Source organism: Gimesia algae, from assembly GCF_007746795.1.
GTDB lineage: Bacteria > Planctomycetota > Planctomycetia > Planctomycetales > Planctomycetaceae > Gimesia > Gimesia algae.
Map to the genome: position 1 here is coordinate 2741852 of NZ_CP036343.1, position 13070 is coordinate 2754921.

The window sequence follows — 13070 nt, forward strand, 5'->3', positions numbered from 1 at the left end:
CATCCTTGAGATCAATTACTCTGATCTGAATTTAAAAAGATTCTTTTATCTGTCTCGTAACGAAACGGTTCAGCTGGCTTCTGCCATTTCCCGTATCCGGTCTCCGGCTTCGCCATGCACAAACTGGTGCACTCGTGGTAAGTCACACTGAAATGCTTCCTCTGCCGTACCTTCAAAGACAATCTGTTCCTCGGTTGGATGCAATCGCGCCAGTGGATAAAGCATAATGATCCGGTCTGCCACTTTTTTCACAGTACTCATGTCGTGCGTCACTACGATACTGGTAACCGGACGACTGGCGCGTGTCTGCAGTATCAGTTCGTTAATCACATCGGTCATCACCGGGTCGAGCCCCGTGGTTGGTTCGTCGTACAGCATGACTTCAGGAGTCATCGCCAAAGCCCGTGCCAGACCCACTCGTTTCTTCATCCCTCCGGAAAGCTGAGCTGGTTTTTTCTGACTGATACTTTCTGACAGCCCCACTTCCCTCAACCGTTCCAGTACGATCTGATCAATCTCTTCCGTTTTTAATCGCGTATTCTGTTTCAATCCGAAGGCGACATTTTCGTAAACGGAGAGGCTGTCAAATAATGCAGCCCCCTGAAACAGATAGCCGATACGCAAACGGTCACGATGCAGTTCACGCGGACTGCGATCCGTGATCGAGCGACCATTCCACAGGACATCGCCCTGGGAAGGCTGCAGCAGATTCATGACCATTTTCATGGTCACGCTCTTGCCACATCCACTCTCGCCGATCACGACCAGCGTTTCGCCGCGACGCACTCCAAACGAAATATCGCGCAACACCTGTTGTGTCCCGAACTGGCGGGAAACATTCCGCAGTTCTATCACATATTCATCGTTGGCGGTTCGGTCATTCATTACATTTTTTTCTGTTCAAATTCGAACGGATACGTTACCTGAGAACACCCGGATAAACGGTCTGCATAAAGTGATAGAAGTTCACAATTGTGACTCCGAGCAGGAAGTCCAGAATCATGATTACAATAAAGGAATACACAAACGCTTCGGTCGCCGCCTTACCCACACCCTCAGCACCCGCACCACAGTGAAAGCCTCGGTGACAGGAAATCAGCGAAATCGCAGCACCAAAAAAGAAACTTTTGAAAATCCCTCCCATCACATCGTAGGCATATACAAACTGTTCGGAATAATGCCAGTAATAAAACGAATCCACGCCCAGGATCTGTGTGCTGAAAAACCAGCCTCCCAGAATCCCGACCGCGTCGGCAATAATCGTTAAGAGAGGAATCAGTAAACAGCAGGAAAGAAACCGGGGGACAACCAGATAGTGAATCGGGTCCGCACCCAGTGCCCGCAAAGCATCGATCTGTTCGGTCACCCGCATCGTTCCCAGTTCTGCGGACATGGAAGTTCCCACACGACCGGCCAGCATGATCGCTGCCAGCACCGGTCCCAGTTCTTCCACCAGCGAAATGGCAATCACGGCACCAATCTGGTTTTCCATATGCATTAATTTAAACTGATCATACGACTGGACTGCCAGCACCATGCCGATGAACCCACCGGTAATCAGAATCACCGGGATACTCTGAATACCGATATGGTACATGCACGACCAGAGATTGCTCCGGGGAGGCAGCCGGGTAATGATCCAGCCCAGCATCTCCCAGCCAAAGAGAAACAGATCACCCAGCAGGCAGACAGTATTAATAACTCCGCGTCCCAGAGCATGAATCAGGGTGTCTCGAGGGACTGTAGGAGAAGCAGATGACATTAATTCTTTCCAGTTCAGACTTTACTATATCCATTAATAGAAGCTTCCGCGGGCGGCAGGTTAATGGATTTTCGGATTTGAATCGAGACCATTTCTACGGTGCCGGCTCAAATCGGCCCCTGGGGGATTTTCTAAGCAGAAGGGCACATTTTTTGTATTGACTCTTTCCGTACGACCTTTTCTCCTGATAAAATGCATCAAGATCAGTTGAATTGATAAATTGGGGTGTATCTCCAAGTCACATATTGATTTAATGCACGTCGGTCACTCCCGAAACTGGTCAAACGGATCGATCAACTTCGATGTGCTACCCACTTTGACACCAAATCCGATGAACAACCGAGAAAGTAAGGATAGGTAAAATGAGATTTTTTTCTGTCGCGCTGATTTCCGTTATCTCTTTTAGTCAGGTTGCTCCCCTGTCAGCCGAGGATAAAAAAGCCAATCCCGCCTCTGAACAGGCCAAAGCCAAAGTCATCGCCGCGGGAGGATCCGTTCTGGAACTGGCACAGAATGATGACCGACTCGAAATCGCCTTTCACCTGTCAGACCAGAAAATCACTGATGAGACCCTCAAAACCCTCGCGGGACTCTCGAAAGTCGCTTCACTCAACCTGCGTGGCACAGAAGTGACATCCGCCGGTCTGGTACAGCTCCAGGGGCTGAAAGATCTGACCCATTTGCACCTGGAAAAAACCAAGGTCAACGATGCCGGCCTTAAACACCTGCAGCAACTCCCCAATCTGGAATATCTGAATCTGTATGGCGATGACATCACAGACGCTGGTCTTTCCCAGCTGAGCTCACTGAAAAAACTAAAACGACTTTACGTCTGGCAGACAAAAGTCACCCGTCCCGCGGGACTGGCGCTGCAGGAACAGATTACTGGTCTGGAAGTCATCGGTTTGCCCGAAGAGCCCAAACCGGTAGCAGCCGAAAAACCAGAACTCCCCAAACCGGCAGAAAAGAAACCGGAAGCGAAAAAGACCGCTGAGAAAAAACCAGAGCCCAAAAAAGAAAAGAAACCAGACCCCAAGCCTGCTAAGAAGAAAGCAGAAAAGAAACCCGCTGAAAAGCCAGCAGAAAAGAAAGAGGCTGCCAAACAGCCAGAGAAAAAAGAAAAAAACAAGTGATCCGGATCGAATAACAGATTAAAACGCAGGGCTGTCACAGTCCTGCGTTTTTTTACTTACTGATGAAGAGTCGCTCACTTTCCCAGAGCGCATCACATTTAACTATAGTATCACACAATCTACTATACTCGGTCCAAATGGTCCTGGAGACGCTACAGTAAAACTGGAGACAGTCCAGAGGCTGTCTTTCTGACCTGAACAGCCGACTGGACACTGATTCGTGTCCCACCAGTTTGCGTAAAATCTCATCAATCCAGTTACAAACGTGATCACTCTGGCAGTAAAAGCATGTTACAATGCTGCGTGAGCTACGACTGGAAATTCACCATTGAACAGTGTGATCGACTTCAAATTAAAATCACATAAAAACAAGTCAGAACCGACCGGGGAGAGAGCGCCTTTGGAAATCGCACACCATCAGGAGATTATTGCTCCCGTCGAAGTCGTATTCAGCTACCTGAATGACGATGAAAAAATGAAACTCTGGATGCAAGGCCTGGAATCGATTGAATATCCCAAGGGGAAAAAACCGGGATATAAAGTCGGGGCAAAATTCATCCATACGATTAAAGAAGGTCTGAATACACAAAGGTATAAGGGAATTGTCACTGTATACGAACCACCCACACTGCTCGCTGTAAAACTGGCCCACCCTGCACATCGGATCGAAGTCACTTATGAATTAACTTCGCTCGGCAGAAAAACGAAACTGGACTATCACTGCGAGTTGGAGTTCGCCTCATTTTACTACCGCTGCATGGGTCTCTTATTCAGCTGGTTCACGAAGCGGATCCTGAAATCACAGGTGGCAAAGCTGAAGGAACTGGCGGAGCAGGAATCGGTCCGACGTGCCCCGCCGGTGAAATGACCGCTATTTCTTCTTGACCTTGTCTTTTTTTCTGGCTGCCAGCTCTGAAGGAGTTTCGGGGCCCAGATGATAGAGTCGCGCTGTCTTGTCAAAGCAGGCCACACACATCCGCAGGCCGTCAGGATGGAAATCCAGATCGTAAGGTACGCTTTTGACCTTTTCCGATGCGAAAGGCTTGTCTTCCCCGAGTTTCCAGAACCAGATCATACCCGACGAATTTCCCCCCGCGGCTGCGATGAAATCATTTTCAGGATGAAAGCGGACTCCCCAGCAGGTTCCTTTAAAATTATCATCGGGTGTCATGACCGCCAGTCGCTTACCGGTCGCCCAGTCAAACAGAATTACGGTTGGCACCCCAATGCCGGCGAAGGCATTTGAAACTTCACCGATTCCACTAATGGCAAAGTATTTGCCATCCCGGCTGATATCCATTCCCCGTACCCCGCCGATATGCCCGTGAAATGTCGTATCGTATTTGTAAATCGCACTCCCGTCGAAATCACGCACCAGATCTCCGGTTTCGACATCCCACTGTTTGAGATTCCCCCGCAAATCACCGGAAATCAGCCAGCGGCCACTCGGGTGAAATTTCACGTTATAAACCTGATATTCATGGCCTTCCAGTGTCCGGACCAGTTTCGCGGTTTTCACAGACCAGAGTTTCACCAGGCAGTCATTTCCCCCCGTTGCCACCAGCGTTCCATCAGGGCTGATGGTCACTCCGCGCACGTAACCTTGATGGGCGGCAACTAAATGCTGTGGCTTTGGCTGCTCGGCCTCCAGGTCCCACCAGGCGATCTTGCCTTCATAGGCGCCCGTGATCAGCAACGGATCAGAACGCCCCACATCAAATCGACGGATCCAACTCTGATGTCCCAGCAGTTCCGTATTCTCCGCACTCACCAGATCCCAGCGATTAAAGGCTGATCCCTGGGCGCCTGCCAGCATGTAATTTCCACTGGCGTCAATTTTACAGGAATACAAAGGCCGCGAATGGGAAAACGCAGCGACTTCACGAAACCGTTTCGGATCTGCTACAGGCGGCTGCTTGCGAAAGAGTTCCACAAATTCCTGAAACTGTCCCGCTTGCGTCCGCTGTTCTGTCAGATTTTTATCAGCAACTGCTACCTGCTTTTTCAATTCTGCCTGTTGCTTCTGTTTTTCAGGAAGCGACTGCTCCAGCAGCTTAACCTGCTGTTCCAGTTTTTTCAGTTCCAGCGACAGCGTTTCTACTTTGAGTTTCGCGGCTTCAGCCAATTCATCATTCTGATCTTCCACCTTCTGCTGGCCTGATTTCTTCTCCGGTAACGCTTTGAGTTCCTCTTGCAGCATTTTCAAGGCATCCGTTTCAGTTTTGATTTTCTGCTTTGCCTTCTGAATCTCTGACTGAATCTTACTGATTTCAGAGTCGGCCTGCTTCAGTTCTGCAGTGATCTGATTGACGGCTTTCACTTGAGCCTCAGTAATTTTTGACGCTTTGGCAGCATCCAGTTCAGCGAATTTCAAAGCAGTGGGTAACTGCGTCGGTCCATGATTCAGGATCGGTTTGACTGCCTGTAACGGTGATTCACTGGCAGCCGTTTTATCGGCTGGATTATCTGCCGCCGACAGCAGGGACGTGCAGCACAACACCGCCACTGTCTGTAGACATAAAAATTGAAACCGCCGCGCTGGTAATCCATTCACGCCAGAATCTCCTTAATTGCTTCAGTCTTGGGATCGGCTTTCGCAATTGGCTGGCCATTGGGATAAAATTCTTCTGATGAATCCAGTCCGACCGCCTGATAGTAGGTGTGGAACAGATGCCCGCCATTGACTTCACGATCAATTACTTTGGTGCCGGTTTCATTCGTCTTACCGGAAACCGCGCCCCCTTTGATTCCGGCCCCGCCAACGGCGATGGACCAGGCGGTCCCCCAATGATCACGGCCCACGCGCGAATTAATTCTGGGGGTACGGCCAAATTCGCACATGCAGATAATCAGCGTATGTTCCAGTAAACCCCGATCGTAGAGATCAGAAATGAACATCGCAAAAGGTCGATCGAATTCGCCCAGTTGCTCGATATGAAAGTTGAAATTCTCGGAGTGCGTGTCGTAGTTCGTATGTCCCACTTTGACAAACGTCACACCTTTCTCAATTAATTGCCGCGCCATCAGGCAGTGCTGGCCGAAATCATGTTTGCCATAGCGTTCCACGTCTTTATCAGAAAATTGACTGAAGTCAAAAATCTCCCGCCGGGACATCAACGCCGCCGCCTGATCGAACGATTCATTATAAACTTCGGTATGTGCAGTCTTGCGTTTCTGTTCAAATCGCTGACTGACCTTACTTCGCAGACTCCGCCTGAGCGCGTCCCGCTCTGCAGTCATGGAAGAATGCATCGCCAGATTCGCGGGCGCCCTACCACCTGACAGTACCAGTGGCGCATGGCGGGGTCCCAGGAACGTTGCTTCCTTGGAAGAGCCGCCGGCACCGACAGAAATATAACCCGGCAAGGGGCTGTCAGGCGGAGACAGATGGCTGGAAAACGAGGAGCCCAGATAGGGATAGGCAAAACCAGGTTGCTCTTTCCGCCCGGTCTGCATGATGTACGCCCCTTTGCCATGGTCGTTTACTTTAGTATTAATGCCTCGGACCAACGCCAGGTGATGCATCTGCTGCGCAGTAAAAGGCAACAGCTCACTGATCTGCACGCCAGGTGCTGAAGTGGAAATCGCCTGGAAAGGTCCTCCCGTTTCTGTTCCCGGCTTGGGATCCCAGGTCTCCAGCTGACTGACCCCGCCGGACAGCCAGAACACGACCACCTGTTTCTGTTGCGAAGCCAGTTTTTTCGCTGCCTGAACCTGAGTCATTCCGCCAAAGCCAAGCAAACTTAATGCACCAGCGGCAGAGCCCCCGAGAAAAGAGCGGCGCGTCAGTGATTCATGTGATCCACAAGCATAGTTACAACGCATTGTCACACCCTCTCCCTGAATTCAATAAGACTGACTGTGATTGAATCAACTCAATGATGTTCTATCAGTGATTAAACCGAAACTCCGATGACATTAACAATGCCCAGATCAGATCGGTAACGATCACTGCTCGATCTTGCCCTTTTTTTCCCGCCAGCAAAGCTGTCACTTCTTCAGTTTCAGCCTGAAGTGGATGTCTCGTTAAGACACTGAGATACATTTCTTCCGCCAGTTGATCCGCTTGATCCGCTGGAATTTTCATGAGACGATCGGCCAGATTTCCCGGACGCGCCGGCAGGATGACCTGAATCCGCTGATCATTAGACAGATATAAAATCTGATCTGCGGTCGCTTCGAAGTCTTTGACGGGCTCACCCGGCACCCCACCAAACAGGGAGACAAACTGGCGTTCATAACCCAGCAGATTTTTCCTGAGTGTTGCTTCACTCAACTTCTTTTTCAGACTGTTCCGATGCACTTCTGCCAGCCCGGTCGCTTCCATTACCGCCCAGGCATACTGTTCCGGATTCAAAGGCTTCAGTAAGGCGTGCGTGAAATGTGCATCGGACAAATCTTTCGCAGTTTTATCCTGAAACAGATCGTTGGCACTTGAGCGCTGGTATGTTTCGCTCAAAGCGATCTCGCGGAGATACCATCTCAGATCATAGTCGTGTGACATCAGTTGAGCGGTCAGTGCTTCCAGCAACTCGGGATGCGAGGGAGGATTATCTGAATTGTCTTCATCAAGCGGATGCACGATTCCCCGCCCCAGCAGCATTGCCCACAAACGATTCGCCATTGTTCGCGCAAAGCGGCGATTCTCTCTGGTAATCGCATCTCCCAGTTGAGCACGACGGCTGTATTTGGGAATCGGTCGAACATCTTTGGCTGGTTTGATTTTGTACTCTTCCCCCTTTTTAAATGCGGGTTCGGAAATCTTTTTGCCATCAAACACGGCAGGCAGAGTCGTCTCGGGGCCTTTGGAGGTCTTGTCGCGAACTTCAAACACCGATTCAAATTTGACTTCGCCTTCTGCTTTCTCAGCAAAGACCGTCTGTTTTTTCTTTTTGTCGGTAAATACAAAACTGCGAATCAGAAACGCTGAGATACCGTAGTAATGATCCTGCTTCCAGTCGGCAACTTCCGGGTGATCATGACACTGGGCACACGTCAGATCAGCTCCCAGAAATATTCGGCTGATATCTCGCGTCAGCTCATTCACCTCACCACTGCGGGCCAGATAAAAGCGAGCCTCTGCCTGATGTTCCTTATCAGAACCATCCGCAGAAAGGATTTCGCGCACCAGTTGATCCAGCGGTTTGTTCTCAGCGACGGACTTCCGCAAATATTCTTCCCAGGTACTGACATCGATGTACTTCTTCTTCATTCGCTGCATCAGCATCACATCCAGACGCTGTGAGATAAAGCGGGCAGACTCGGGAGAATTCAATAGCTGATCAATCAGAACCGACCGTTTGTCGGACCGTTGATCACTCAGAAAATCTCGCGTCTGTGAGATCGTGGGAATCCGCCCTGTCATATCGAGGTAGATCCGTCTCAGGAATTCAGCGTCATCACATACAGGAGACGCCAGTCTGGCATAATCGGTATGTCGGCTCTGGACGAACTTGTCGATCAAGACATGCAGAGGGGGTCCTGTGGGCAGCATCGGCTTTTTCGCTACCAGTGGCTCAGCAGCAGACTGTGACAGATCTGCAGCCATAACGGGAACTGATATCGCCGGGAGGGAGAACACAATCAGCAGCAAAACGTAAACTCGCATGTTCGCGCGAAACATGGGTCTCCTTTCTTCCGTTCTCTGCAATGTCATTCAGACAGTCTGGCTATCTGAGGCGGGACGTATTGAAACTCTTTCCATTTCAGTACGTTGTGGGAAGTCAAAAACACATAGGCGGATGTTTATTTATCGTCTATTGTGCATCCCCTGCGCCACTCCGTCAAGGATAATCCGCAGATCTTACTTAGCTTTACACAATCCGGAGAAAGTCCACAAAGGACGAAAGGAAGCCCGGCAGAACGGTTGTAGAGCGCATCACATTTTAACCATAGCGTCTCTCAATCTATGATTCTCGGCCCAAATGACCCTGAAGACGCTACAGTAAAACTGCACACAGTCTAACGATCTGTTTCTACGGCTGGCAGGGGTTTTGAGACGGTTGAGATGTCATAGCAGGCGGCCTGTTCGCTGTTTCGGACAAACAATTTCCCGTGAGCTAAGGCAGGATGATTCCAGGTCTGTCCGCTGAGCGCCTGAAATTTCGCGACTTGCGAATATGCTTCAGGCTCCGCTTTGACCAGTTCGACGCTGCCATCCTCTGCCAGGATCAGCAGCATCGGGCCTGCGAGCAGCATCTGACCATAACCATAGCGCCCTTTTTTCCAAATACGTTTGCCATTCTCCAGGTTCAGACAGGTGAGGATTCCTTCATCCAGCCCATAGACATAGCCATCACGCAACACCGCGGAATTGAATTTCAGCTTAGGACTCTTACTCGTCCAGACTTCCTCCGCTTTCCATTCGTCTCCAGACTTATCAATCGAAAGTCGCGCCGAACCAACACCGTATCCCGAGCCAATAAAAACGGATGAATCATCAATCACAATTGGCTGTGCTGCGTTGACGCCCGCCTGATTTGTCCAGGGAAAGAACCACAGAGATCGACCGTCTGCCGGTGCAAAACTTTCCAGGCCTTTCGCATGAAACACCAGGACCTGGGGTACACCCTGTAATTCTGCCAGTTGCGGAGAACTATAGCTCGATTTCCGGCTGCCACTCGTCCAGACCTGCTTACCGGTCCGTTTATCAAAGGCAATGATCGAACGCTGATGCAGTTCGGACGTATCCATAACCAGACCCTGATTCACAATCACCAGATTTTCCCAGATCAAAGGGGAGCCGGACATGCCCCATTGCAGGTTGTTCAGATTCTGTTCTTTGAGCAGATCATGAGTCCAGACTTCGATACCGGAAACCGCTTCGAAACAGTGTAGAACCCCCGTTCCGCCGACGGTATAAAGAAATCCCTGATCGAAGCTCGGAGTCGCACGTGGCCCGACTCCTCCCAGTGTTTCTTCAAAACGGACTTCATCTGCATAAACCCAGAGTTGTTGACCGGTCCGCGCCTCATAGCAGACTACGACTTCAACGTCGCCGCGCTGCTCCTGTGTAAATACCCGATCGCCGACAATGCAGAAAGACCCCCAACCCGCGCCGACCGGATGCTCCCAGATCAGTTCAGGCGGCTCTGTTTTCCAGTCAGTTCGAATTGACTGCGTTATCGCGATCCCATCACGGTTGATTCCCCGGTAGCCTGGCCAGTCACCCGCCTCAGTTACGAGAGTCTGTCCTGCTGTTTTCGGCTTTGCTTCGGCTTTGTTTTCAATCTGTTCGAAATACGCTTTGGCCCGCTGTTCTGGTGTCGGCGAGAATCGGAATCGAAAGCGGGGGACCATATCCCCTTCAAAACTTTCCACGCGCACCAGGCCCAAGAACAGTACTAATACTAAAGCAGCACCGCCGAGGCCTTTGAAGCGTGCCTTCCAGGCTAAGCCAGAAAACAGCAGCCACCAGATGAATAATCCCACCAGAATATTGCGGATTCCTTCATAGACCGCGAACACCTGGTAGGTACGATCCGGCGCGAGCTGAAACCAGCGATAAAATATAGCTGCGATACCCAGCAGCAAAATACCCAGTCCCCACTTCCAGCGAAACTTCCGCCGGGGAGTCTCAACATCAGTTGCCTGTTCCACTGCCAACTCGATTGGCGGTCCGCTTTCACTCATGTATCAGCCCCGTTATTTTTTAAACAGGCCCACATAGGCTTTGATAACACTGGAGGCCGGCTCAAGATCGGATTTCACAATCCGCGCCAGTGGCGCATAGATGACTTTCACAGATCGAGAAAAGGGAGGAAACTTCATCTTCCCCTCCATCCAGACCAGTGGTCCCGCCAATAAAAAATAGAGCATCAGGAATGCGGCTGCGCACATCGTGGCAACGCCTGTTTTTTGCAGCGTCGTCGTTTTTTCCACATCGGAAAACGGGGTCAGACTTGAATTTATTGGCGCGTTCATGACTCAACTCTATATTGTGAGAAACTTCATAGCAGTCTTACCCGAAACCTTATTGAGGCGTTTCAAAAATATAGGAAATGCACAGAGCCATTTATTTTTTACGGAAGGCAGGCAGTTGCTGGCCGGTTTCCCGATCAAATTCATCTGGTCGGCGGGCACGCGGCAGACGGTCGTGAGTTTCTACCTGCCATTGATCGAGGGCCGTTCGCAACTCCTGTTGAACTTCCGCATACTCCGGATTTCCTGCCAGATTGTGCAATTCATGTGGATCAGCCTCCACATCATACAGTTCCACTTCCTGACGGGGAATCTGAAAACAGCTTTGCTGATTTTCAGTCAGTTTCCCGGCGTCACGCAGTTCCAACATTTTGACGTACGTATCACTGCGAACGGCATCGGCAGGAGGAGTTCCCGGAATATCGGTGTAGAAATTCCGAATATACTTATAACGGGACGAACGGACAGCACGACCAAAGTCTTCAAAGTCATGCCAGTTGTGCTCCGCAAAAATCAGTCCGCGGGTGGTTGCATTCGGATTCTTCAGGAGTTTGTGAAAGCTTTTTCCCTGAAAGGTTTCTCCCACTGGCAGGCCAGCCAGTTCCAGTACGGTAGGCGCAAGATCGACCGAGCTGATCAATGAATTACAGACACTCCCGGCTTTGATTCGATCAGGCCACGTGACAATCCAGGGAGTTCGAATTCCGCTGTCATAGACGGTCGTTTTACAGCGGGGAAAGGGGCGACCATTATCACTCAAAAACACAATCACCGTGTTGGATGCCACCTTCTGCGCGTTCAGCTCTTTGCGCACATTGCCGACGACGCCATCCAGCCGCGTAATCTCATCATAGTATAAAGCCAGATCCCCCCGTACTGCCGGTGTATCAGGCAGATAAGGGGGCACGCTGACGTCTTCATTGGTATGGGGTCGGTCAATGATATTCCGTTGATAGGGACGATGCGGATCGGTGAAGGCAAACCACATGAAAAACGGTTTGTCCTTTGGTCTCTGCTTCAGCGTCGGTACCCACTCATTCAACTTCGTCGTTACCAGATCGAACTTGCTTTCTGTGGGGGTCCCCAGATGCCACTTCCCGGCGGAAGCGGTATAGTAACCGGCTTCTTTCAGTTTCTCGACAAAAGTCACCTGACTGGCTGGCAAAGGCAGATGCAGCTGGTGGGCTCCCGTGCCGTGGGGATAGCGGCCGGTAATAATACTGGCTCTACTCGGACTGCAGGAACTACAGGTTAAATACGCATGATTAAACTTCATCCCCTCTGCAGCCAGCTGATTCAGATTTGGCGTCTGAATTTTAGAATGACCATAGGCACCACAGTCATCCCAGGCCATGTCATCTGCGATGAATACTATAAAATTGGGTTTTGCTGTCGGCGGCGTTTGCGCTGAAACTTCCCCTTTCAACCCCATGAATACCAGTACTGTTATCAGGAAGCATTTCAACGGCATCAATCGCATAACGGTCTCTTTATCAACTTGAAATGAATTCGATCAAGGCAGGATTCGGGCACGCTCATCAGGACTCGGCATTCGGCAGGTCTCGTGTTTTCCAAACAGGCGATAGCGAACACTCGCAATCAGTCGGTATCCCAGGTCACGGATCGGAAGCGGAATACACCACAGCAACCATCCGTAGACGTTCCAGGGAAATCCCAGTAACCACAACAGCCTGACCACTGCCGCTGATCGCCGGTAACAGTGAGTGCCCTCCACAGTCCGAAAGACAACCGTATCTACACTGGCAAGATCCTGTTCACTCAACAACTTTCTGGCAGTATCTCCTTGCAGAGGCGCATAATACAACCGTGCCTGTCGATCCCGTGTCATCGCAAAATCGACGCTGGAATTACATAAACCACACACACCATCAAAAAACAGAATCGGCTTATCCGTCAAACCGGATGCCCCCGTCTCCTCCGCAATAACAGCAGAAATCGGGCGATTGGGATCCATCGTCGTCACTGATTTTTTCATGTGATTTCGTTTCTCAACCTGAAATACGATCCAGTCTACCGAAAAAACGCACTTTACCTGTAATATTATACGTAATAAGCATTTATCTCCAGTCGTATTTTACCGCATTCACGGGAATCCCGGCAAAAGACTCTGCCTCACGCTTCGCTTACGCCTTGAGGGTGCAGATTCACTGAATACTTCTGTTGTTTCCTCAAAATTAACGCTAGAATTAAGGTGGCTATCCTGCCGATTTTACTTACAGAAGGCTTATCACACA

Annotated in this window: 11 protein-coding genes; 2 read left to right on the top strand and 9 right to left on the bottom strand. The window is 50.3% G+C overall.

All coding sequences use genetic code 11. From position 1 onward, the window contains the following. Positions 1-69: 69 nt before the first annotated feature. Positions 70-885 carry an ABC transporter ATP-binding protein gene (locus Pan161_RS09985; protein ID WP_145226355.1) on the bottom strand — a complete coding sequence of 272 codons (816 nt, stop codon included), beginning with the start codon at positions 883-885 and terminating at the stop codon, positions 70-72. A gap of 34 nt (positions 886-919) precedes the next feature. Continuing rightward, entirely contained in the window at positions 920-1762 is an 843-nt protein-coding gene (locus Pan161_RS09990; protein ID WP_145226357.1) for an MlaE family ABC transporter permease, read from the bottom strand. A 362-nt stretch (positions 1763-2124) separates the two neighbouring features. Between Pan161_RS09990 and Pan161_RS09995 the strand changes: the two genes are divergently transcribed. Further along, on the top strand, positions 2125-2895 hold the full coding sequence (locus Pan161_RS09995) for a leucine-rich repeat domain-containing protein (RefSeq protein ID WP_145226359.1): 771 nt from the start codon (positions 2125-2127) through the stop codon (positions 2893-2895). A gap of 400 nt (positions 2896-3295) precedes the next feature. Further along, a complete protein-coding gene (locus tag Pan161_RS10000; protein ID WP_197995809.1) occupies positions 3296-3763 on the top strand; it encodes an SRPBCC family protein in 468 nt (155 codons plus the stop codon). Between the two features lie 3 nt (positions 3764-3766). Here Pan161_RS10000 and Pan161_RS10005 read toward each other — a convergent pair whose 3' ends face one another. From Pan161_RS10005 to Pan161_RS10035, 7 genes are all read right to left on the bottom strand, one after another. After that, entirely contained in the window at positions 3767-5449 is a 1683-nt protein-coding gene (locus Pan161_RS10005) for a hypothetical protein (protein ID WP_145226363.1), read from the bottom strand. Next, positions 5446-6720 (bottom strand): DUF1501 domain-containing protein, encoded by a 1275-nt coding sequence (locus tag Pan161_RS10010; RefSeq protein ID WP_145226365.1) that lies wholly within the window; start codon positions 6718-6720, stop codon positions 5446-5448. The genes Pan161_RS10005 and Pan161_RS10010 overlap by 4 nt, the downstream gene beginning before the upstream one ends. Before the next feature lie 64 nt (positions 6721-6784). Continuing rightward, the gene (locus Pan161_RS10015) at positions 6785-8518 is read right to left on the bottom strand and encodes a DUF1549 domain-containing protein (protein WP_197995810.1); all 1734 of its coding nucleotides are present in this window, start codon (positions 8516-8518) and stop codon (positions 6785-6787) included. Positions 8519-8856: 338 nt separating this feature from the next. Next, the gene (locus Pan161_RS10020; protein WP_145226369.1) at positions 8857-10527 is read right to left on the bottom strand and encodes a PQQ-binding-like beta-propeller repeat protein; all 1671 of its coding nucleotides are present in this window, start codon (positions 10525-10527) and stop codon (positions 8857-8859) included. 12 nt (positions 10528-10539) lie between these two features. Next, on the bottom strand, positions 10540-10818 hold the full coding sequence (locus tag Pan161_RS10025) for a hypothetical protein (RefSeq protein WP_145226371.1): 279 nt from the start codon (positions 10816-10818) through the stop codon (positions 10540-10542). Between the two features lie 91 nt (positions 10819-10909). After that, a complete protein-coding gene (locus Pan161_RS10030) occupies positions 10910-12295 on the bottom strand; it encodes a sulfatase family protein (protein ID WP_232103683.1) in 1386 nt (461 codons plus the stop codon). 33 nt (positions 12296-12328) lie between these two features. Further along, complete coding sequence (locus Pan161_RS10035; protein WP_145226372.1) at positions 12329-12811, bottom strand: thiol-disulfide oxidoreductase DCC family protein; 483 nt, start codon at positions 12809-12811, stop codon at positions 12329-12331. Positions 12812-13070 lie beyond the last annotated feature (259 nt).

Excerpts from the sequence above, each read along its gene's own strand:
- Pan161_RS10035 (WP_145226372.1), bottom strand. The coding sequence starts at position 12,811 with ATGAAAAAATCAGTGACGACGATGGATCCCAATCGCCCGATTTCTGCT.
- Pan161_RS09985 (WP_145226355.1), bottom strand. The coding sequence starts at position 885 with ATGAATGACCGAACCGCCAACGATGAATATGTGATAGAACTGCGGAAT.
- Pan161_RS10015 (WP_197995810.1), bottom strand. The coding sequence starts at position 8,518 with ATGTTTCGCGCGAACATGCGAGTTTACGTTTTGCTGCTGATTGTGTTC.
- Pan161_RS10010 (WP_145226365.1), bottom strand. The coding sequence starts at position 6,720 with ATGCGTTGTAACTATGCTTGTGGATCACATGAATCACTGACGCGCCGC.
- Pan161_RS10025 (WP_145226371.1), bottom strand. The coding sequence starts at position 10,818 with ATGAACGCGCCAATAAATTCAAGTCTGACCCCGTTTTCCGATGTGGAA.
- Pan161_RS09990 (WP_145226357.1), bottom strand. The coding sequence starts at position 1,762 with ATGTCATCTGCTTCTCCTACAGTCCCTCGAGACACCCTGATTCATGCT.
- Pan161_RS10030 (WP_232103683.1), bottom strand. The coding sequence starts at position 12,295 with ATGCGATTGATGCCGTTGAAATGCTTCCTGATAACAGTACTGGTATTC.
- Pan161_RS09995 (WP_145226359.1), top strand. The coding sequence starts at position 2,125 with ATGAGATTTTTTTCTGTCGCGCTGATTTCCGTTATCTCTTTTAGTCAG.
- Pan161_RS10020 (WP_145226369.1), bottom strand. The coding sequence starts at position 10,527 with ATGAGTGAAAGCGGACCGCCAATCGAGTTGGCAGTGGAACAGGCAACT.